Source organism: Enterococcus sp. LJL99, from assembly GCF_054871725.1.
Map to the genome: position 1 here is coordinate 36,046 of NZ_JBTXLT010000001.1, position 21,535 is coordinate 57,580.

Consider the following 21,535-nt stretch of genomic DNA (forward strand, 5'->3'; position numbering starts at 1 on the left):
GTTAGCCTTATCCCTCCTATCCAAAATGACCAGAAACGTAATCTTCTGTCGCTTGAATTTTTGGTCGTGTAAAGATTTTTCTTGTGTGATCGTATTCAATCACTTTACCAAGATAGAAAAATGCAGTATAGTCACTAATCCGTGCCGCTTGTTGCATATTATGGGTCACGATTACGATGGTATAATCGTCTTTTAAGTTAACCAACGTTTCTTCTACTTTTCCTGTCGAAATTGGATCTAGCGCACTTGCTGGCTCATCTAGTAATAAAATATCAGGTTTCATGGCGATTGCTCTAGCAATACACAACCGTTGTTGTTGTCCCCCTGATAATGCTAAGGCACTTTTTTGTAGATTATCTTTGACTTGATCCCAAAGAGCCGCTTGTTTGAGGCTAGTTTCAACAATCTCATCTAATTGTTTTGGATCTTTTAAGCCATGTTGTTTCAATGCAAAAGTTATATTTTCATAAATAGATTTACTGAACGGATTTGGACGTTGAAAAACCATTCCAATTCGTTTACGCATTTCATACACATCAACTTCCTTTGTGTTCACGTCAACATCTTTGTAAATAATTTTTCCAGTTATTTTGGTATTTGCGATTCCGTCATTCATACGATTCAGTGAACGTAAATAGGTTGATTTTCCACAACCAGAAGGACCAATCAGGGCTGTAATTTTATTTTTTTCAAATTGTAAATCGACTCCTTTGATTGCTTCGTTTTCACCATACCAAACATGTAAATCTTCAGTATGAAGCGCCACGGGTTCGTTTAACGTAATGATATTGGTTTCAGATAGATTATACTCTTTCATGCTAATTCTCCTAACATTAGGCTGATGTCATCTTTTTATGCAATTTTGTTCCAATGAATCGCGCACCAAAATTAAATAATAGTACCACTAAAATCAACACTGCAGATGCTCCGGCAGAGACAGCCGCACCATCAGGCATCGTGCCTTCTGTATTGATTTTCCAAATATGAACAGCTAATGTTTCTGCTTGTCTAAAAATACTGATTGGACTGGAAACACTCAACGGATTCCAATTCGTAAAGTCTAAAGCTGGTGCACTTTGACCAGCTGTATAGATTAACGCAGCCGCTTCACCAAAGATACGACCAGAACTTAAAATAACCCCCGTTAGAATCCCTGGCAAGGCTTCTGGTACAACAACCTTTGTCACTGTTTCCCAACGCGACAAACCTAAAGCTAGCCCCGCTTCTCGTTGTGTATAATGAACAGCCTTTAAGGATTCTTCTACATTTCTTGTCAATAAAGGTAAATTGAAAAAGGTTAAAGCCAATGCTCCAGAAAGAATCGAAAAACCGTATCCGATTTGAACAACAAATACTAGAAAACCAAAAAGACCAACAACGACTGAAGGTAAAGAACTTAAAATCTCAATCGACGTACGAATCACATCTGTGACCCAATTCTTTTTTGCATATTCGGATAAATAGATTCCTGCTCCTAAAGAAATAGGAAAACTAATTAGCATAGTAATAAACAATAAATAAATCGAGTTGAAAAGTTGAATCCCAATTCCGCCACCTTCTTGATATGCTTTAGATGGTTGAGTCAAAAATTCCCAAGAGATATGTGGAATCCCACGAACTAAAATATATAGTAAAAGGGCCGCTAAAATCATAACGATGATTCCAGCAATAAAATAGAGGACTCCTGTTGCAATTTTATCTATTTTCTTTGCATTCATTATTTCAGCACTCCTTTTTTACCAATGATACGGATTACAATGTTAAAGAATAATGACATCACTAATAGAATCAATGCTAGTGACCAAAGAACATTGTTTTCAACTGTTCCCATAATCGTATTTCCAATTCCCATGGTTAAAATACTTGTTAGTGTTGAAGCTGGCGTTGTCAAACTTGAAGGCATAATTGCTGCATTCCCAATAACCATTTGAATCGCTAATGCTTCACCAAATGCACGAGCCATTCCAAAAACAACAGCGGTTAAAATTCCCGGAACTGCTGCTCGTAATACTACTTTATATATCGTTTGCCATCTCGTTGCACCTAAAGCTAAAGAGGCTTCACGGTAATGTCTAGGGACTGATTTTAACGCATCCACTGTCATCGTTGTGACAGTTGGCAAAATCATAACAAACAAAACAAAAGTCCCAGCTAAAATCCCGAATCCTGTACCGCCAAAAATAGAACGGATAAACGGAACAATAACAGATAATCCAATAAAACCATAAACTACGGAAGGAATCCCGACAAGTAACTCAATAACTGGCTGTAGAATTTTTGACCCTTTTTTGGGAGAAATTTCGGTCATAAAAACAGCCGCACCAATTGCAAAAGGTGTTGCTACAATTGCAGATAAAAAAGTAACAATGAAAGAACCAGCTATCATCGGTAATGCCCCGACCATTGGTTTTCCATCGGCACCCATTTCGCTAGGGTTCCAATTCGTTCCAAATAAAAAATCTTTAAAGCTAATTTTATTGGTAAAAAAAGTTGCCAATCCTTTACTTGCAACAAAATAGAAGATTGATAATACAACTAAAACAATCAAAGCAATACATAGAAAACTAATAGCTTTTCCACGCTGCTCTATTTTTGCGCGCTTTGATTTTGTTACTAATTGTTTTTGTATGTCTTCCAAAAAATACTCCTCCTCTTATAAGAAAAACGATAAACTAGTTTCGGTTATTTTTATCTCATTCAATTTTTATTTAAATCCTCATAAAAATAAGTCTAACTTTTTAACATCAATTTACGTTTAATAACATGTAAAGCTTGTGTTAAGTTTGTAAATTTTGTGTAAAGGTCCGTTATTTGATAATATTTCCTTCCCAATCACGTTCAACTTTCATTTTCAAGATAGGGATATAACCTAATTCTCCAACGATTTTTTCTTGAACATCATCAGACAACATAAAATCTAAAAACTCTTTTGTTAATTCTTCAGGTTCTCCTAAAGTATACATATGTTCATAAGACCAAATATCCCACTTGTTATCAATCACATTCTCATCTGTCGGTTTAACGCCATCAATACTAAGCGTATCAACGTCCTCACTAACATATGAAAAAGCTGTATAACTGATAGCTCCTGGTGTATCCGCAACAATTGAGCGAACCATACCGCTTGAATCTTGTTCTTGGGCACGAATTGCTGTTTTACCATCTAATACCCATTTTTCAAAAGTTGCCCTTGTTCCGCTTCCTGTCGCACGGTTTAAAAGAACAATCTCTACATCATTTCCGCCGACTTCTTTCCAGTTCGTAATTTCGCCTAAAAAGATTTTTCTTAGATTTTCTAAGGAAATATCCGTTACGCCTACGCCTTTATTAACGATTGGAGTAATCCCAACTACAGCAACTTTATGATCCACAAGCTTAGCTGCATCAATCCCATTTTTTTCTTCTGCAAACACATCAGAATTCCCGATGTTTACTGCACCAGACTGGACTTGACTTAGCCCTGTCCCACTTCCGCCACCTTGTACATTAATAAAACGGCCGGGATGCAAACTTTGGTATTCTTCACTGGCAGTCTCCACCAGTGGTTGTAAGGCCGATGAACCCACTGCCGTAATCGATTCGCCACGATCAATCCACTTAGCACAGCCGGAAAGTCCCATCACCATTATTAGACTAAAAAATAAGAGCATCTTTTTTTTCATTTATCTACAAAACCTCCAAATTCAATTCAATCAATTTATTTTAACATTATCCTTCGACGTTGAAAATTATAAGTTTATCAAAAATCCTTTTTTCAGCATAAAATAACAACAGATGACTAAAAAAATGTTAACGCAAAATAAAAAGTCGTATAATCAGGGAAATTTGATTATACGACTTCGATAAAAAATTAACTATTTTTAATTTATTCAACTATTTTTTGAATTCAAAACAATAACAACTTTCTCATATATTTATTAACTAAAATATGAATTATGCTCAAACGATGTTAGAAAATGATGATACAGATTATTTTCAATATAATTCCTAATAAGAGTTTCTCATAATAGCGGCGAAATCAATCGAGCTAATCCTTCTTTCAATTTAATAATCAGTCCACGATTTTGATACTTTTCTTCCGTTAACAATTCTGAAACCTCAGAATCCTTATAAAAGGCTTCTCTTACTTCATAAGCGCATTTATCATCATAAATAATTGTATTTACTTCAAAATCAAGTTGAAAAGATCGCATGTCGATATTCGCAGATCCAACAGAAACAATGCCACTATCAATAATCATTGTTTTCGCGTGAATAAAGCCTTTTTCATATGTTTCAATAATCGCTCCATATTCTAATAGCTCCGCCGCAAATGAATAGGTTGCCCAATAAACCAACATATGATCTGGTTTATTGGGAATTTGAATTCGCACTTTAATTCCTGAAAGTAAAGCCAACTTGATTGCTTCATGAATCGAAGCATCAGGAATATAATACGGGGTTTGAATCAGAATCTCTCTTTTGGCAATCCCAATCATTTTCAAATAGGTCATTTTAATTTGCTCATGTTCTGAGTCTGGCCCACTTGTTACAACTTGAATCGCTTTATTGCCTTGTGAATGAATCTTAGGGAAAAAGGCTGAATCATGACCGAGTTCTTGTTTGTGTTGTGAATTCCAATCCATTAAAAAGCGATTTTGCAAACTATAAACAGCATCCCCCATAATGCGAATATGATTATCCCGCCAATAACCAAATTTTTTCACAGACCCTAAGTATTCATCCCCGACATTAAATCCACCTGTGTAACCAATTTGACCATCAATAACAACTATTTTACGATGATTTCGATAATTAATCCGAGGATTTAAATATGGAACAAATAACGGGAAGAAGAAAGACACTTCTCCTCCAAATTGTTTTAAACTTGCAAAAAATTTCATATTAACTTGCGTAGAACCCCATGCATCCAACAATAACCGAACTTTTACGCCACGTTTAGCAGCGGCTGTTAATTCGGTTCGTATCTCTTTTCCTAAAGAATCCCCACGATAAATGTAATATTCCATATGAATATGATGTTTAGCCTTACGTATATCGTTGATTAATGCGTTAAATTTTTCTCTACCATCTGTAAAAAGCACCACTTCATTATTCGTTGTATATAGTGAACTTTCAAAAACCGTTAACATATAAATAAGCTGCTTTGGATCAACCTGCCCAGTAGGCGGATGAGGAAATAGGCCTCTTAAAAGCGATTGTCGTTCTTTTTCTATTTCCGCATTCATTCCCATTTTTGCTTGCATTTTCATATCGAAAATTTTATCTTTTGAAATTCCTCGTCCAAGAAAAATATATAAGATGAACCCTAAAACAGGGATAAACATTAAAACTAATAGCCATGACCAAGTTTGAGCTGTTTGTTTTCGTTCCCTGAAAACAATGATCATTGATAAAAGCATATTCGCAATAAATATACTAACAAAAAAATTATCGTACAAAAATTTCATTTTTCCCACCCCAATTAACCATTCCACTACCCATTTATCTTCCAACTAAAGCTTAACGGACTTCAGAAGCGATGTAAAGTAAAAATGGTTAGAACAAAACCAAAAGGGCTGGCTTGTTCTAACCATTTAGTAGTTAAATTAACTATTTTTAAACGTTGATTGCTTGTTCATTAGTATTAAGTAAAAATCTTTGTTGCATTAGATTTTTAAGAAACGTCTCATTGAAATGATTGAACCTAATGAACCAATAACCATTCCTGTAGCAACCATCATTAAATCTAATTGCCAAACAAATGACTCAGGTTTTAATAATGAATAGTTTGATCGTAACAATTGAGGATTAAATAAACTGTAAAATTGTTGATAACCAAAAGTTAAAATCAAAATAGGAATGATGGATCCCAATAACCCAATCCATGCCCCTTCAATAAAGAACGGCCAACGGATAAATCCGTTTTTCGCTCCTACTAAACGCATGATTTGAATCTCTCTTTGTCTAGATAAAATCGTAATTCGAATCGTATTTGAAATCAAGAAGACTGCTACGAATAGTAATAAAACTGCAGCTCCAAGTCCCCAAGTTCTAACTGTTGCAGCAATTGAAAAAATCTTATCTGATGAAACGCCACCGTAGTCTGCTTTAAAAACATTTGGTAACTCCGCGGCTTTTTCTGAAATTTCTTTTGTATCAGCAGGTTCCTTAGCACTTACATAATAAACATCATATAAAGGATTACTATCACCTTCAAAAAGATTCCAAGCATCTCCCATTTGTTCTTGAATTTTCTTTAATTGTTTATCTTTGTTTGAATAAGAAATAGTCTCTACTTTAGGAATTTCATTCAATTCTTTTTCCAAAGTTTGCATATCTTCTGCCGAGGTATTAATATCAACAAAAACAGAAACGATAACATTTTCTTCAATATCTTTGGCTAATTTTGTTGCATTAAAAATAACAGCCATGAAAATTCCTACTAATACTAAAGTGATTGTTACAGCACTGGCAGAAGCAACAGTCATCCACCCATTACGTTTTAAACTTTTAATACTTTCTAATACGTGTGAAAAAAAAGATCTAATCATCGTAACCATATTCTCCTTCCGCTTGATCTCGAATAATTCGACCATTTTCAATCGCGATTACTCGATGACGGATTGTGTTTACTATATTACTATTATGTGTCGCCATTACAACAGTCGTACCTTGTGCATTAATTCTATCCAATAATTTCATGATTTCCCATGAATTTTCAGGATCCAAATTACCTGTAGGTTCATCTGCAATCAATACTTTAGGTGTGTTTACAATCGCTCGAGCAATAGAAACTCGTTGTTGTTCTCCCCCAGACAATTCACTTGGGAAGACGCGCACTTTATGCTTCAAACCAACTAAATCAAGGACTTCCATCACACGTTTTTTTACATCGCGTGGTTTACGGCCAATAACTTGCATCGCATAAGCAACATTTTCATACACCGTTTTCTTCGTCAATAACTTGTAATCCTGGAAAACTATTCCGATTTCTCTTCTTAAATAAGGAACTTCGCTATTTTTAATTTTGATTAAATCATGACCAGCAACATCTAAATATCCTTTAGTGGCTTTTTCTTCTCGATACATCAATTTGATAAATGTTGATTTACCAGCACCTGAAGGGCCTACAACATAAACAAACTCACCTTGATCTATTTTAACGGAAATATTTCGAATCGCAGTGGTTCCATTCGAATATTTTTTCATTACATCTTTCATTTCAATCATGGCTAATTCTCTCCATCTCTTTTATCTGAACTAACAATCATTATAGCATGACTTTATTTCAGTGTTCTTGCAGCAGTTTACAATTTTATTTCATTTTAATGAACCTGTCAACTTAGTTTCAATTTTAAGTACGCATCAATGAAACCATCTAAGTCTCCATCCATGACTGCTTGCACATTCCCGGTCTCATAATTGGTTCGATGATCTTTGACCATAGAGTACGGATGAAAAACATAAGAACGAATCTGAGAACCCCAACCGATTTCCATTTGTTCTCCTCGTAAGCTAGCAGCTTCCTGTGCCTTTTTTTCAACTTCTAGTTGATAAAGTTTAGCTTTTAACATTCCCATGGCTTGTTCTCTGTTTTTCAACTGAGAACGCTGTGCTTGGCTGGCAACGACTGTTCCTGTCGGGATATGAGTAATCCGAACGGCTGATTCTGTTTTATTGATATGTTGTCCACCAGCACCACTTGCGCGGTAGGTATCGATTTTCAAATCATCCGTATTAATATCCACTTCGACTGTTTCATCTAATTCAGGCATGATATCTACTGAACAAAAAGATGTATGACGACGTTTAGCAGAATCAAAAGGAGAAATTCGAACTAAACGATGCACCCCTTTTTCAGATTTTAGATACCCATACGCGTTATAACCTTTGATTAGGAGTGTTACACTCTTAATTCCCGCCTCATCACCTGCTTGATAGTCTAAGGTTTCCACCTGATAACCGTGTTGCTCAGACCAACGAGTATACATTCTCAATAACATACTACCCCAATCCTGAGATTCTGTCCCGCCAGCTCCTGGATGAAGTTCAATGATTACATTATTTTTATCATAAGGTTCATTTAAAAGTAAAGATAATTCATACGTTGTTAGTTTTTCTTTTAACAATTTTAATTTTTCTTCAAGTTCAAGTTGCGTTTCTTCATCGAACTCTTCTTGCTGCATTTCATTCATGATTTCTAGTTCTTCTAATTCATCCGCTAAGGTGTGGAATTGATTGTACTTCTCTTTATAAACATTAGATTCATTAATCAATTTTTGAGCTTCTTCTGAATTGTCCCAAAAACCTGGTTCAGCCATTTTACTTTCGATTTCAGCGATTGATTCTTCTAAGTGATCTAAGTCAAAGAGACCCCCTAAAACTAGTGATTGATTGATTCATTTCATCCAAAATACTACGAATTTCAGCATTTTCCATGGGCATATTATTCCTTTCGATAATCAATTTTTTTGAATAGAAAAATAGGGTATAAAACTAAAAACAGTTCTACACCACCTTTTATACTTAATAAAAAAGTTTCAGACTACTTTTATATGCTTATAATTTTTAAATCAGCAAAAAATAGAGCAAACATCTAAAAATAAGCTAGAAAGCACCAAAATTCAACTAAGAATTTTGGCAACTTTCAGCAATTTTATTCCTCATAGTCATAAAAAATCGTTCAAAGATTTTTTAATTACGACTAAGCATTTTTCCCATGACAATTTTTATATTTTTTACCACTTCCACATGGACAAAGATCATTACGTCCAACTTTTTCTACTTGAACTGGTCTTTTTTTACTTTCTGTGTTGCTTTCCACTTCTCCATGCTCAGCTTCGCCTTGAGCTACTTGCTCTCTTTGAACATTTTGGCGAATTTCTGATTTCATAAATAGTCGGCTTACTTCAAACTCAATTGCTCCAACCATTTCTTCAAACATATTAAATCCTTCAGTTTGATATTCAACAAGCGGATTATTTTGTCCATATGCACGCAAGCCAACAGATTGACGTAATTGATCCATCGCATCAATGTGATCCGTCCATTTAGTATCTACTACTCGTAGGATTACTACTTTTTGGAATTCAAGCATTTGCTCAGGTCCATTTAACTGTTCTGCTTTGGCATCAAATACTTCTTGGGTACGACCCACTAAATAATTTTTGATTTCTTCTGGTGTTTTATTTTCAAAATCTTTTACTGAAATTGTCTCTTCATGCACTAACGTTGAACTAGCAAAATCAACAATTCCTTCTAAATTCCAGTTTTCTTTTTCTAATTGTGTATGGCTATCCACGATACGAGAAATCGTACGTTTTACCATGTTCATTAATGTTTCTGTTAAATCAGTTTCTTCCATAATTACTTCTTGACGTTGCGCGTAAATTACTTCACGTTGTTCACGCATAACATCATCATATTGTAATACATTTTTACGTGTATCATAGTTGTTTCCTTCAACACGTTTTTGAGCAGATTCAACTTGACGACTAAACATTTTGCTTTGAATTACTGCATCTGATTCTTCAACATTCATACGATCTAAAAAGAGCTTGATACGTTCTGAACCAAATCGTTTCATCAAATCATCTTCAAGTGAAAGGTAGAATTGAGAAACCCCAGGATCTCCTTGACGTCCTGCACGACCACGTAATTGATTATCAATACGACGAGATTCATGACGTTCTGTCCCGATAACCGCTAAACCGCCTAGTTCAACAACACCTAGGCCAAGTTTGATATCTGTTCCACGTCCAGCCATATTGGTAGCGATTGTGACCGCTCCTTTTTGACCAGCGTTCATGATGATTTCAGCTTCTTTAAAATGGTTTTTCGCATTTAAAACTTCATGCGGTACTTTTTCTTTATTTAATAACTCTGATAATAATTCAGACGTTTCAACCGCTACGGTACCAACTAAGACAGGTTGTCCATTATGGTATCGTTCTTTGATATCTTGAACAACAGCTTTAAATTTACTATTTAAAGTTGGATATAATAAATCTGCACGGTCATCACGGATAATTGGACGATTTGTTGGAATTTGGAAAACTTGCATGTTATAGATTTCGCGGAATTCCTCTTCCTCTGTTTTAGCCGTACCTGTCATCCCTGCCAATTTTTTGTACATACGGAAATAGTTTTGGAACGTAATTGTCGCCATTGTTTTTGTTTCATCTTCGATTTCTACGCCTTCTTTGGCTTCAATAGCTTGATGTAATCCATCAGAATAACGACGTCCATCCATAATACGTCCAGTAAATTGGTCAACAATCAACACTTTACCTTCTTGAACAACGTAATCAATATCACGAATCATAATGAAATTAGCTCGTAAAGCTTGATCCAAATGGTGAGTCAATGCTGTATTTTCAATATCATATAAGTTTTCTAAACCAAAATTTTGTTCTGCTTTTTCAATCCCAGCTTCAGTTAAACCAATCGTTTTAGACTGAATATCAATCTTGTAATCTTCTTCGTCTTTTAGACGTTTGATAAAATTATCTGTACGAGTATATAAAGCTGTTGATTTTTCCGCTTGACCAGAAATAATTAATGGCGTACGTGCTTCATCAATCAAGATAGAATCGACCTCATCGACGATAGCATAGTTTAAAGGACGTTGAACCATTTGATTACGATAAACAACCATATTATCTCTTAAATAGTCAAAGCCCAATTCATTATTTGTACTGTAAGTAATATCACAATTGTAAGCATCTCTTTTTTCTTCTGATGTCTTAGAATTAATATTTAATCCTACCGTTAATCCTAGGAAATTATATAACTCACCCATTTCGTTTGAGTCACGTGTTGCTAGATATTCATTAACTGTAACTACGTGAACTCCTTCTCCAGATAGCGCATTTAAATAAACAGGCATTGTTGCTGTCAAAGTTTTACCTTCACCGGTTCTCATTTCAGGGATATTACCGTCATGTAAAACAATTCCTCCCATTAATTGGACGTGATAAGGATATAAACCTAAGACACGTTTTGCAGCTTCACGAACGACTGCAAATGCCTCTGGTAGTAATTGATCTAGTGTTTCCCCTTTTTGATAACGTGCTTTAAACTCTTCTGTCTTGCCACGTAAAGCTTCATCTGACAAAGCTTCCATTTCAGAAGCATGCGTTTCAACTTTCTTAGCAATACCATCTAAACGTTTTAATTCTTTTTTATCATTTTCAATCATCTTTTTTAAAAAATTAGCCATATTTTCAAGTGTTCCTTTCAATAAACCCTATTTATTTTTGCACCAAAAGTACATTCGTCCCTTTATTTTATCACTACTTGGAAAGAAATGAAATAACTTCTCTAAATATTCCTTCTATTATTATTGATTCTTACTTGATTTTACTATGTAATAAATATAAAAAGCAAAGAGATTGTAACAAAAATAAATTTTGCTCCAACCTCTTTGCTTGATGCTTTTAATTAAAAATTAGTCTGTTTCAATCAAACCATATTTACCATCTTTACGACGATAAACAATGCTAGTTCCATTTGTTTCAGAATCTTCGAAAATAAAGAAATTATGTCCTAACATGTTCATTTGTAAAACAGCTTCTTCACTGTCCATCGGTTTCAATGATAAGCGTTTTGTACGAACGATATCTAATTCTGGTACTTCTTCTGCTGCTGGCTCTTCTCCATTCAAGAAAATCGCTGCTTTTGCAGTATCCATTCCAGTTTCACGAGATTTACGATTAATTTTTGTTTTAAATTTACGGATTTGTCTTTCTAATTTATCGACAACTAAATCAACACTCGCATATAGGTCAGGTGATGTTTCCTCTGCGCGCAATACTAAGTATGGAAGAGGGATCGTTACCTCAACTTTAGCTGTTTTTTCAGTATATACTTTTAAATTTACATGAACTGTTGCTTCAGGAGAATCGCTAAAATAGCGTTCTAATTTTCCTACTTTTTTCTCAACATAATCACGGATTGCTTGCGTAACCTCAATGTTTTCTCCACGTACATTATATCTAAACATAACAATTACCCCTTTCATCTGACACTAAAGAAGAGACGCAAGGACCACTCTTTGGTTTCTTCTTCTTACATCCATTATAGCGAACTATACTTCTTTTGCCAACAATATTGCGATCAAAATCTTATTTTCTTGATTATTCTATCTAGCAAGAGAAAACGTATTCAATTTTGAAGGTTCATAACTTAAAATAATGTCAGCTGCGTGAAAAAGGGTTCGCCCCGTCGTATAAATATCATCCACTATAATAACTGATTGACCTTTTATTTGTTTCGTTTCTTTTTCTAAAATCGTAAAAGGCTGTTTTAGTAATAAGCGCTCTTTTCTATTTTTCAATACTTGAGCTTTGCTTGTTTGATCTCTGATTAAGAGTTCTGAAAAGGAAATGCCAGCTGCTTGTAACATCCCGATTACTTGATTAAATCCACGTTCAGTCATTCTTTTTTGCGAAATTGGAATTGGGATAATAAGGGCCTTCTTTTTTTGTTTGAAGTATTCTTTTAGTAACGGCGCAAAACTGTATCTTAATAAATAATTTCCTTTAAATTTATATTCTTGAAACCATTCTTGCATCGCTTGATCATATGAGAACAGCGCTTCATGATGAAAAGAATAATCTGGATAAAGTTTTTGCCATTTTAAACAATCAAGACAATATTTTTGCTCAGATATCCCAAAACAACCGAAGCAACGATTTTTATTCGGCAATTTCTGAAATTTTTGTAAACAAACTGTACATAGTTGTTCCGTTATTATTTTTTGCGGCCACCAGATTTCTCTTAAAGAAAGATTTCGAATAATTTTATTTTTACAGTAATTACACTCCATCAACTAAGCCTCTTTTCTCAGCTAAAGTATTCATCCACTTGATTTGCTTAACAGCTTCTTTCATTGCTTTATTTTGACCATCATGTAAAAACCAAATTTCTCCATCTGTATACTTCATTTTACGATCTACTCTTCCTGAAATTTGGACTAAAGCAGCTGATGCAAACACAGGATGATTCGCCCCTAGAACAATGACTGAAACTTTTTCAAATGTTACTCCGCGTTCTAAAATAGTCGATGTAATCAATATTCGGTATTTTTTTGTCCTCATATTCCTTACTTTTTCTAAACGCTGTGGATCTTGTGAATGCACATAAGTTAAGGGAAAATCTGGAAAAACACTCTTTATTGTTTTTTCCAACTGGCTCATTAAATAAATACTAGGACAAAAAATAAGGACATCATTTTTGCTTAATAATATTTTAAGAATACTTTTTAATTGTTTAGGACAACGGTTTTGCGAAAGTTTTTGTTGCCAATTGCCACACCATTTTAATTTAGGAACTGGTAATTTTCTGCGATGGTAACGAGCTGGTAAAATACTTGCGGCTAACTCTTTTCGATCAATTTTATTGGCTAATTCGGTCGTCGGCGTTGCCGTTAAATAAATCAAGGAACTAACTTTTTTCAAGGCGTTTGTGACTGCATAGTCCAATTGAGCATTGTTTACAAATGGAAACGCATCTACTTCATCAATAATTAACAAATCAAACGCTCGATAAAAACGTAGGAGCTGATGAGTCGTACATAAAAGTAATTTTGTATAACGATAGTCCTCTTCCATATTTCCGTGTAAAAGAATTACATCCTCTGCCGGGAAAACTTCTTTGATACGAGGATACAGCTCAATACAAACATCAACTCTAGGCGAGGCAAGCCCTACGCGATATCCTTGTTCTAAACAATAATGAAGGGTTTCAAAAAGCATTTCTGTTTTCCCAGCACCTGTGACTGCCCAAATAATTCTAGACTCAAATGTTTTCGCTGATTGCAATAATTCTTCTGAAACTTGTTTTTGCCCCGCAGTCAATTTCCCTTCCCAACCAAAATAGACAGATCGTTTACGCGCTTTTGGCTCAGTCAAATGATAAAACGATTGAAAACTATCAACTCGTCCCAATTGAATACAGTCAGGACAATAAAAACGCCCGTCCGCTAAAGTGACACGCTTTTTGTAATGCTTCATTCCGCAACGAAGACACTTGATTTCTGACTTAGATAATTCTTTCATCGTCAATAGTTTCTTTACTTTTTTCATCGGATGTTTTGTATGAATCTCACCCACCAGTACTTTTCTTCCAAATAATTCTCTCATTAGTTCCCCTCCATTAGGAAGTGTCAGAAAATGAATGGAAAATTCAAATTTTTCAAGAATCCTGTTGATAATTATAAAAATAGCAGAACTTCTGCGAGATACAAATTAGGATTTACGATGATGTGTTCCTACTACTTTAAGAAATTATTCATCATTATAAGCTTCTGACACTCTCTAAGATAAGATACGCATTTTTTGCTCGTTTTAGTTTTATTATTTATTTCGACGAAATTCAACAACTGTAGTTGCTTCATTATTAAAAATTCCCTATACTTAACTTACTATTAAAAGAAGAAAAGGATCAGACGATGCAAGAACAATACCTTACAATCAAAGAAGATGGCATTCATGAAATTGAAATCAAAAAATCACGCTTTATTTGTTCTTTAAAGCGTGTTACTACTGAAGAAGAAGCAAAAACTTTTATTGCTCAAATAAAAAAAGAACATTGGAAAGCCAGTCACAATTGTAGTGCTTTTATCATTGGATCACGAAGCGAAATCCAACGCAGTAGCGATGATGGAGAACCTAGCGGAACAGCTGGTATTCCAATGCTTGAAGTACTGAAAAAAAATGACTTGATTAATATTGTTGCCGTGGTTACTCGATATTTTGGCGGAACAAAACTAGGCGCAGGCGGATTGATTCGTGCTTATGGACAAAGTGTTTCTCAAGCACTTACAGAAATTGGTTTAGTTCAGGGGAAACAACAACAAGAATTAATTCTCACCATTGACTACACAAACTTAGGTAAAGCACAAAATTTTATTGAAAACAGTGACTATTTTTTAAAAGATATTCTATATGAAGAACGTGTAAAATTGATTTGTTTGATTGATGTACCACTGGTCAATCACTTTATTGAAGAAATGACCCAACAACTGAATGGGCAACTCACTGTTGAGGCAGGAGCAATTTCTTATCAAGAGCTTCCCTATGTAAAAAAATGAAAACAAAAAACCTTTTAGAATAAGTTAGGATTATCAAAAACTTTGTAGTTAACTATCCGGTAATTTTTTTTATTCTAAAAGATTTTTTTATTTTTATACGATAATAAAGATTCTGTTTACTCTGTATAATCCACTAAAGCAGCATAAATTTCGCGCATTTCGCGTTTGTCATTAAAACCAACACGCATGGATTGCGAGACTCCTTTTTTCTCTTTCATCTCTTCATCGTTACTGTACAATGTGATTTTTTCAGCTACAGGTCTCTGGTCTACTTCTCCATAGTCATTTTCAAAATTCGTTAAGGAGCGTTCAATCTCATCTTTTGGTAATTCGATTATTTGTGAGACACTTGTCAATAATTCACTAAAGTTATCTTTTGGATAGATTGCTTCCTCACCATAATTAGACATTGAAAAAGCTTGTGATTTTAAGCGTACAATTTTATTCTCTGAATCATAAGTGTACGTCAAATCAATGTAAGCAAAAACAGCGATTTCGCCATCGCGAGTAAACGGATAGTAGCCACGAACTTGAACTTGTTCCTCCAATACTGAAATAGAGTATTCTGGTGTCTCTGTTACTATCTTATTTGTCACAATATCCTTTCTAAACATAGCTTGCGCTTGTTTAATCATGGAAGGAACCTGCAACTGAAATTTATCCTCTAGTAAGTCCATCGCTTCTTTTTCTGATAATGATGGATAATCATAGATACCAAATCTTTTTTCACGTTTTTCATGCCAAATCAATGAGCTATAAGCTGGATTTGTTTTAACTTGTTTGGTACAACCACTAAATGTAGCTAGTATCATTAAACAAACAAGTACACTAAATAGACTCTTTTTCATCAATTTCCTCCTTCTGTTTCTTCGTTAGTTACAGTCACATAAACACTTTTTGTTTCTGAAAATGTTTCTTTGGAAGGAGATAATTCAATATTACTCGTATCTTGTAATTCATATAAAGAAATAGTATCGATTGTTTGACCCGTTGAAAGGTTCTCCTGTTTTTGATTTAATAATTCCGCTAAATCTAATTGCGTATTTTCCTCTGGTAATTGTCCTTTTTCTAATACCTGTCCATTTTGTTTAACCTGAATCTGTTGCTCCCAATAATCAGCTGAAATAGGTTCTGATCCTTTGTTTGTGATTTCATGTCGCAAAACAACTAGCTTTTTATTGTCTTTTCCATCTAGTTGCATAATCCCTACTAATTTCAACGCAACTGAATCATTTTCAAACGCAATTTCAGCCTCTTCTTGAGTTTCTACTCCAGAATCATTGATTTCTTTCAATGAACGCACAGATTCATCAATAATTTCAGCCCGTTTTTTATGCTTTCCATCATCTGCTGAATAAAAATCAAAACGAATCATGCCACTCTCCGTTTCCACATAATAGAGATGTAACCAAGATTTTTTATTATCAATCCGGGTTTGTACCGTATATTTATAGCCTTTTCCCCCATTCAACTCAAAACTATTCATATATACATCTTTAGCTTTTTTATAACCAAATAATAAGGCAACTTCTTCGCGCATTGTTTCCCCAAAATTTTCTAGTTCTACTTTTTCTTTTCGCTCAATTGTTATGAACACAGAAGAGTTACTTTTTTTATCGGCCGCACCAAAGACAGACTGTTCCTTATAAGCTGTTTTAAAATCATGTGTTGGCTCCCAATGACTTGGTAATCGGAACTCAAAGCTCAGCCCCTTTCCTTCAAAGGAATTCTGTTTATCTGCTAATTTTGGAGAACAACCACCTAAAAAAATAGTTAGCAATAATAGCAGAATACTCATTTTCTTTTTCATTGATTACACTCCCCTTTTATCGACTCGTATTTTTTTCGTTCTTGCCAGTAGTAAACAATGTGTACAGTAATACAACTAACAAATAGACCCGCTCCTAACTTAAATCCTTGTGGTAAGAAGACAAAACGGATTGTATGGTCACCTTTCGGGACAGATAATGTTAAAAAAGCATCTTTAAAAGTCGGTATCTCTACTTTTTTTCCATCAATATACGCTGACCAGCCTTTATCATAAGGAATTGTTGTCCAAATCACTTGATCTTCTGCTAATTTTACTTGTGCTTCAGCAGTTCTCCCAGTTGTTTCAAATTCAATTGCCTTTTTTTGTAGTTCATGAACAGCTTCTTCAAAATGATCAATAGCTAAAAACATTGCATTTGGTTTCGTCATCGTTACAACACGGTTGCCTCCCATTGAAATCTCTGCTTCGACCGTCGTTGCTTCCTCATAATAACCAAGATCATAGTATTGCCCAGTTGAATTCAAGTTCGTTGTATGTTCTATCCCATTAACTTTAAACGTTATATCAGTTCCTAATCCTTCACTATATAAACTTAAATAAGCTTGTGATCGAGCGGGTACTTTAATTGCATAGGTGACTTTAGCTAATTTGTTCGGGCTGGCTGGTGAATAGAAAACTTGCTGCTCTTTTTCTGCTACTTCAACATCTTTAGTTTTAATCGTTTCTACTTCTGAAAAATAAAAAAATGGTGTCGTCGTTTCAGATAAATAGTGCAAAAGTTCTGTTTGGTTTAGCACTGCTCCTTCTTTATAAATCCCCTTGTCTGTTGTTACTCCTAAAGGTAATGCAAATTGATTTTCATATAAATTGTAATCACCAATCGTTTCCTTTTTTACGTAGCCATATTTGTTGACATCACTTTTTGATAAATTATATTTTATTCCTAACAACGCATCCATCAGTAATGTATTATTTTCATATTGAATCGTTAAATTAGTCTGTTTTGAGCGAAAACCTAAATTATTTAAATAGGCCGATGAATGACGGTTGCGAATCGAAGAAAACATGGTAACGCCGCTGTATCCATGAACAAAGCTTTCATTTCTTGATACGCTATCGAGATTAGCCATTCGATAAAGTGTAGAATTGTCCATTTTGGTTTGCGAAACAAGTTGGTGAATATGCTCATAATTACTATCATAATGTTTACGTAGCGGATATCCCCATTCCTGATTAATACCAACTACAGTAAAATGAGCATTGACGCCCAATTCACCAAGAGCAAAAAAAACACAGAGAACAGTCCATAAATTTGAATAGCGAGGCCATTTTTTTCGACTAAAACCGATTCCTAGATAAATAAATAATAAAACAATCGTTAAAATCAGTGAAAGGCGGTCTAAATAATCGTACCGTTTTCGATCTACCAAAATGACGGTCACAACATATAATACAATCAATGAAAGAACGATATTCATTAATGTATTCAAATCTTCTTGTTCAAATTTTTCCAAAGCAAAACCAGCTAAAAGTAAACCAAAAAAAGAAAACAAAAAACTAAATCGAAATAAAAACATATTCGGTGCATGGAATCCGTGCCAAAAAAGATTCAACGGCTCAAGATAAACACTTGCAATCAATAAAATAAATAAACTACCAAATAATAATTTACTTCTTCTTGGAATTTTAAGTGTGACAAAATAAAACAAACAAAAAATCAAACCTAATAAACCGAAATAAAAAAATGGTGAACTTCCAAATTGACTTGTATCATAGGTTCCAACCATTGTTTTTACTGGCAGATCCCAAACCTTCATGTCTCTCTTTAAGATAGTAGAAATAACGGTCAAACTTTCGCCATTATCACGTAAATCTAAAACAGTTGGTAAAATGGTGATCATCGAGGCACCACCAGCCAAAAATGAGCTTAATACGTATGGTTTCCAACAAGTTTTATACTGCTTAGGATTTGTAAAAAAACAGCAAGAAAAATAAAGAAATGAAAATACGCCAATCATAAATGCGAGATAAAAATTGGATAAAAATAGTAATAAATAACTGATAAATAATACACTTGAGCTTTTTTTCGCTAAAATTCGATGAATGCCTAAAAAGACTAAAGGCAAATAGATCAATCCATCTAACCACATATATTGCGGAGAATAGGCAATAGCAAATCCATTTAATGCAAAACTAATGCTCAACAAAATTTTCGCAAATTGTGGAATTTTAAATAACTGATCACTCATAACCCAAAACGTAGCACCAATTGCACCAAATTTAAGAATGATAATCATATAAATGACGTCCGGGATTTGACTATTATCGAAAAAATAAACGAAAAAGCTAAAAAAGCTATTTAAGTAGTAAGCCATCAACGACCAGTAATTCAGGCCCAAAGAACCATACCAGCTATAGAAAAAAGATTGTTTTCCGTGCAACGCATTATTAAAACTAGCTAAAAAAGGAGCCCCTTGTGAAAGGTTATCACTTGCTAATACAGTCTTTTCACTTCCTGGATAAATTCCAAGCCAGAAATAAACCACTATCATAATCAACATCGGTAGTATACTGCTCAATAACAAGCCGTACCCCTTTTGTTTTATCCAATTACTTATTTTCATCTAGTGTTCCTCCTATGTATCGAATCATAAAAATGGATAGTATCGAAACAGGACGACACCTTCTATTTGCTCTTCTTTTATAAACCCTATGCTGCGACTATCTTTTGAAGCTTTTCGATTATCGCCTAAAACAAAATAACAATGGTTAGGAATCGTCTCAAAACCTTTCAAGTTTCTCGCCACCGATTCAGAAACAGTAACTTTTAAGGTACTATCTGGCAATTGATTCGTTTCGACAACTTCACGTCCTTTTGGGTTCCATTTTCCAGCTTCTTTCGGACGAAGATATACGGCTTCATCTTTAACCCAAATTTGATCTCCAGGTAAACCTATTAATCGCTTTACGTAGTTTAATTCAGTTGGAATTTCAGAATCAAAGGTAATTAAATCATACCGTTTCAATTTGGCATGCTTTTTCACTAAGATTAGATCGTTAGTATTTAAGGTAGGAGCCATTGAATCTCCACTGACTTGGTGTCGTTCAAATCCGAAAAAAAACAGACTATAAAAGGCGATAAATAAACAAATAGAACCGATTAAATAGATGCTATTTGATTTTTTGAGAACAAATTTTTTTTGCCAGCTAGTCATCTTCTAGCACTCCTTTTTTAAAATTGTGTCATTTTATGAAGTGGGAAAATTCTTGTTTTTACCACTCCAATAATATCTTTCTTTTCGATCAAACCATATTGACGACTATCAGCTGCATAAGGACGATTATCACCCAAAACAAAATAACTGCCTTCTGGAAGCGTACGCGAATTGGTTAATTCCGCCAAGTGAAAATTTTCAGTAAACAAATGATCATCCGCTTTTGCTTTCGCTACTTCTTGTTTTAAAAAACGTTCGATTACTAGTTGCTGATTGATAAATAACTCATCCTCTTCGTACTTGACTTCTTCACCGGGAAGACCAATCACTCGTCGAAACGTCAATTGATTTGTTGTTGCTTGACGAAAACAAACAATATCAAAACGGTTAATTTGTGCACGTTTATATAAAAATACTCGATCTCCTTCATCCAAAGCGCCAACCATTCCATAACCACTAACTTTTGGAAATAAAAAAAACAGACTTTGTAGCAATAGAAAAAGTCCTACCATAATAAAGAGACTAATCCCTATTTCTAACAAAAACTGTTTTAAACGTGCTTTTTTTTGTAATGATCGCTTGATTTTTTTTCTTTTTTTCAAACGAATCTTACTTGGCTGACCCTTTTTGTTTCCTTTTTTCTTGCTAGAAATAGATTTTTTAGATGTTCGTTTTTTTACCGAAGAAGTTTTTTTATTATAGGGATTTTTTTTAGAATGTGTTGCTGTTCTTTTTTTTTGTTGTTGTTTTTTTCGGGATCGACTCACTTTTTTTTCCATGTGTCTCTCCTAGTTCTTTTGTTTTAGTGCAGATTCATTCACTCTAAAGTAAGTAAAGACTCCTTTTTGTCGCTCTTTCAATTTGACAATATCTTTTAAATACTCGTCGATAAGTTCTTTATTTTCGAGATCACTTTTACTAACACTACATAAATTTGTCCCGATATCTTTCATTAATGCTCGATAGCGAGTTAAATAACGCGTTCCTTCAACTGAAAGACCGTTTGAAATTTGACGATTACTATAACTAACTAATAATGAACTGACATCATACAATTGTGGCTGTAATTTTTCGACACTTCCGCCTTCTTTGGCAGTTATTAATTTTTCCTCTATTTCCTCTGTTAGCAGATACCCTTGAACAACAACCTTGGCATCTTCTGTAGTTAAATTAGTTAATTGATAATATCGAGCATAAAAAGCACTTGCAGCAAAAATTACTACTATAAAAAGAAAAAGAAACGTATTGCGACCATATGCTCTTCCACGCGCCTGTACTTTTCGTTTTGCTCGTTTCCACTTTTTTCGTTTATTTTTATTTTTAGGCTCCTTCCGCCACTTTTGCTTCAATTCATTTTTTACTGCAAAAAAATACAGTAGGAAAAAAATCACCAGAAATAAACAAAAAACTGCAAATGAAAGCAAACCGACAAAGATCCAATCTAACAGACTCAAATTCATTTTATTTGCCCTC

The 21,535-nt window shown here is 34.3% G+C and carries 19 protein-coding genes; 1 reads left to right on the forward strand and 18 read right to left on the reverse strand.

From position 1 onward, the window contains the following. Window positions 1–16 precede the first annotated feature (16 nt). The 12 genes from pstB to ACYSNW_RS00205 all read right to left on the reverse strand — a co-directional run bounded on the left by pstB (window position 17) and on the right by ACYSNW_RS00205 (window position 14,126). Entirely contained in the window at window positions 17–817 is an 801-nt protein-coding gene (gene pstB / locus ACYSNW_RS00150) for a phosphate ABC transporter ATP-binding protein PstB (protein ID WP_461742207.1), read from the reverse strand. A gap of 16 nt (window positions 818–833) precedes the next feature. After that, a complete protein-coding gene (gene pstA / locus ACYSNW_RS00155; protein WP_461742209.1) occupies window positions 834–1,718 on the reverse strand; it encodes a phosphate ABC transporter permease PstA in 885 nt (294 codons plus the stop codon). After that, window positions 1,718–2,638, reverse strand: coding sequence for a phosphate ABC transporter permease subunit PstC (gene pstC / locus ACYSNW_RS00160; protein ID WP_461742211.1), 921 nt, complete (start codon window positions 2,636–2,638; stop codon window positions 1,718–1,720). The genes pstA and pstC overlap by 1 nt, the downstream gene beginning before the upstream one ends. A 169-nt stretch (window positions 2,639–2,807) precedes the next feature. Further along, complete coding sequence (locus tag ACYSNW_RS00165) at window positions 2,808–3,662, reverse strand: phosphate ABC transporter substrate-binding protein PstS (protein ID WP_461742213.1); 855 nt, start codon at window positions 3,660–3,662, stop codon at window positions 2,808–2,810. 339 nt (window positions 3,663–4,001) lie between these two features. Then, window positions 4,002–5,450, reverse strand: a complete 1,449-nt coding sequence (gene cls / locus ACYSNW_RS00170; protein WP_461742215.1) for a cardiolipin synthase — start codon at window positions 5,448–5,450, stop codon at window positions 4,002–4,004. 198 nt (window positions 5,451–5,648) lie between these two features. Further along, a complete protein-coding gene (gene ftsX / locus ACYSNW_RS00175; RefSeq protein ID WP_461742217.1) occupies window positions 5,649–6,533 on the reverse strand; it encodes a permease-like cell division protein FtsX in 885 nt (294 codons plus the stop codon). After that, on the reverse strand, window positions 6,526–7,212 hold the full coding sequence (gene ftsE, locus ACYSNW_RS00180) for a cell division ATP-binding protein FtsE (RefSeq protein ID WP_461742219.1): 687 nt from the start codon (window positions 7,210–7,212) through the stop codon (window positions 6,526–6,528). Before ftsE ends, ftsX begins: the two co-directional genes overlap by 8 nt. Before the next feature lie 107 nt (window positions 7,213–7,319). Beyond that, window positions 7,320–8,421, reverse strand: a protein-coding gene (gene prfB, locus ACYSNW_RS00185; RefSeq protein ID WP_461742221.1) for a peptide chain release factor 2 whose coding sequence is annotated in 2 segments (ribosomal slippage) — window positions 7,320–8,348 and window positions 8,350–8,421 — 1,101 coding nt in all. Because the reading frame shifts where the segments join, the coding sequence is not laid out codon by codon here. A gap of 265 nt (window positions 8,422–8,686) precedes the next feature. After that, window positions 8,687–11,203, reverse strand: coding sequence for a preprotein translocase subunit SecA (gene secA, locus ACYSNW_RS00190; protein WP_461742223.1), 2,517 nt, complete (start codon window positions 11,201–11,203; stop codon window positions 8,687–8,689). Window positions 11,204–11,431: 228 nt separating this feature from the next. Continuing rightward, window positions 11,432–11,986 carry a ribosome hibernation-promoting factor, HPF/YfiA family gene (hpf, locus tag ACYSNW_RS00195; RefSeq protein ID WP_461742225.1) on the reverse strand — a complete coding sequence of 185 codons (555 nt, stop codon included), beginning with the start codon at window positions 11,984–11,986 and terminating at the stop codon, window positions 11,432–11,434. 138 nt (window positions 11,987–12,124) lie between these two features. After that, window positions 12,125–12,811, reverse strand: a complete 687-nt coding sequence (locus ACYSNW_RS00200) for a ComF family protein (RefSeq protein ID WP_461742227.1) — start codon at window positions 12,809–12,811, stop codon at window positions 12,125–12,127. Beyond that, complete coding sequence (locus ACYSNW_RS00205; protein ID WP_461742229.1) at window positions 12,801–14,126, reverse strand: DEAD/DEAH box helicase; 1,326 nt, start codon at window positions 14,124–14,126, stop codon at window positions 12,801–12,803. Before ACYSNW_RS00205 ends, ACYSNW_RS00200 begins: the two co-directional genes overlap by 11 nt. 308 nt (window positions 14,127–14,434) lie before the next feature. Between ACYSNW_RS00205 and ACYSNW_RS00210 the strand changes: the two genes are divergently transcribed. Beyond that, window positions 14,435–15,076 carry a YigZ family protein gene (locus tag ACYSNW_RS00210; protein WP_461742230.1) on the forward strand — a complete coding sequence of 214 codons (642 nt, stop codon included), beginning with the start codon at window positions 14,435–14,437 and terminating at the stop codon, window positions 15,074–15,076. A 116-nt stretch (window positions 15,077–15,192) separates the two neighbouring features. Here the strand turns inward: ACYSNW_RS00210 and ACYSNW_RS00215 are convergent, their stop codons facing one another. Genes ACYSNW_RS00215 through ACYSNW_RS00240 form a run of 6 tightly spaced genes read right to left on the reverse strand, consistent with a single transcriptional unit; the run spans window position 15,193 to window position 21,522 of the window. After that, window positions 15,193–15,924, reverse strand: a complete 732-nt coding sequence (locus ACYSNW_RS00215; protein WP_461742231.1) for a hypothetical protein — start codon at window positions 15,922–15,924, stop codon at window positions 15,193–15,195. After that, window positions 15,924–16,886 (reverse strand): DUF5067 domain-containing protein, encoded by a 963-nt coding sequence (locus ACYSNW_RS00220; protein WP_461742232.1) that lies wholly within the window; start codon window positions 16,884–16,886, stop codon window positions 15,924–15,926. Before ACYSNW_RS00220 ends, ACYSNW_RS00215 begins: the two co-directional genes overlap by 1 nt. Continuing rightward, window positions 16,883–19,471, reverse strand: a complete 2,589-nt coding sequence (locus tag ACYSNW_RS00225) for a YfhO family protein (RefSeq protein WP_461742233.1) — start codon at window positions 19,469–19,471, stop codon at window positions 16,883–16,885. Before ACYSNW_RS00225 ends, ACYSNW_RS00220 begins: the two co-directional genes overlap by 4 nt. Before the next feature lie 24 nt (window positions 19,472–19,495). Then, window positions 19,496–20,062: a signal peptidase I gene (lepB, locus tag ACYSNW_RS00230; RefSeq protein WP_461742234.1), complete on the reverse strand. Its 567-nt coding sequence runs from the start codon at window positions 20,060–20,062 to the stop codon at window positions 19,496–19,498. Between the two features lie 17 nt (window positions 20,063–20,079). Further along, the gene (gene lepB, locus ACYSNW_RS00235) at window positions 20,080–20,841 is read right to left on the reverse strand and encodes a signal peptidase I (protein WP_461742235.1); all 762 of its coding nucleotides are present in this window, start codon (window positions 20,839–20,841) and stop codon (window positions 20,080–20,082) included. Between the two features lie 9 nt (window positions 20,842–20,850). Continuing rightward, window positions 20,851–21,522: a hypothetical protein gene (locus ACYSNW_RS00240; RefSeq protein WP_461742236.1), complete on the reverse strand. Its 672-nt coding sequence runs from the start codon at window positions 21,520–21,522 to the stop codon at window positions 20,851–20,853. Window positions 21,523–21,535 lie beyond the last annotated feature (13 nt).

Coding starts and splice junctions, on each gene's coding strand:
- pstB (WP_461742207.1), bottom strand. CDS start 817: ATGAAAGAGTATAATCTATCTGAAACCAATATCATTACGTTAAACGAA.
- pstA (WP_461742209.1), bottom strand. CDS start 1,718: ATGAATGCAAAGAAAATAGATAAAATTGCAACAGGAGTCCTCTATTTT.
- ACYSNW_RS00165 (WP_461742213.1), bottom strand. CDS start 3,662: ATGAAAAAAAAGATGCTCTTATTTTTTAGTCTAATAATGGTGATGGGA.
- cls (WP_461742215.1), bottom strand. CDS start 5,450: ATGAAATTTTTGTACGATAATTTTTTTGTTAGTATATTTATTGCGAAT.
- ftsX (WP_461742217.1), bottom strand. CDS start 6,533: ATGATTAGATCTTTTTTTTCACACGTATTAGAAAGTATTAAAAGTTTA.
- ftsE (WP_461742219.1), bottom strand. CDS start 7,212: ATGATTGAAATGAAAGATGTAATGAAAAAATATTCGAATGGAACCACT.
- secA (WP_461742223.1), bottom strand. CDS start 11,203: ATGGCTAATTTTTTAAAAAAGATGATTGAAAATGATAAAAAAGAATTA.
- hpf (WP_461742225.1), bottom strand. CDS start 11,986: ATGTTTAGATATAATGTACGTGGAGAAAACATTGAGGTTACGCAAGCA.
- ACYSNW_RS00200 (WP_461742227.1), bottom strand. CDS start 12,811: ATGGAGTGTAATTACTGTAAAAATAAAATTATTCGAAATCTTTCTTTA.
- ACYSNW_RS00205 (WP_461742229.1), bottom strand. CDS start 14,126: ATGAGAGAATTATTTGGAAGAAAAGTACTGGTGGGTGAGATTCATACA.
- ACYSNW_RS00210 (WP_461742230.1), top strand. CDS start 14,435: ATGCAAGAACAATACCTTACAATCAAAGAAGATGGCATTCATGAAATT.
- ACYSNW_RS00215 (WP_461742231.1), bottom strand. CDS start 15,924: ATGAAAAAGAGTCTATTTAGTGTACTTGTTTGTTTAATGATACTAGCT.
- ACYSNW_RS00220 (WP_461742232.1), bottom strand. CDS start 16,886: ATGAAAAAGAAAATGAGTATTCTGCTATTATTGCTAACTATTTTTTTA.
- ACYSNW_RS00225 (WP_461742233.1), bottom strand. CDS start 19,471: ATGAAAATAAGTAATTGGATAAAACAAAAGGGGTACGGCTTGTTATTG.
- lepB (WP_461742234.1), bottom strand. CDS start 20,062: ATGACTAGCTGGCAAAAAAAATTTGTTCTCAAAAAATCAAATAGCATC.
- lepB (WP_461742235.1), bottom strand. CDS start 20,841: ATGGAAAAAAAAGTGAGTCGATCCCGAAAAAAACAACAACAAAAAAAA.
- ACYSNW_RS00240 (WP_461742236.1), bottom strand. CDS start 21,522: ATGAATTTGAGTCTGTTAGATTGGATCTTTGTCGGTTTGCTTTCATTT.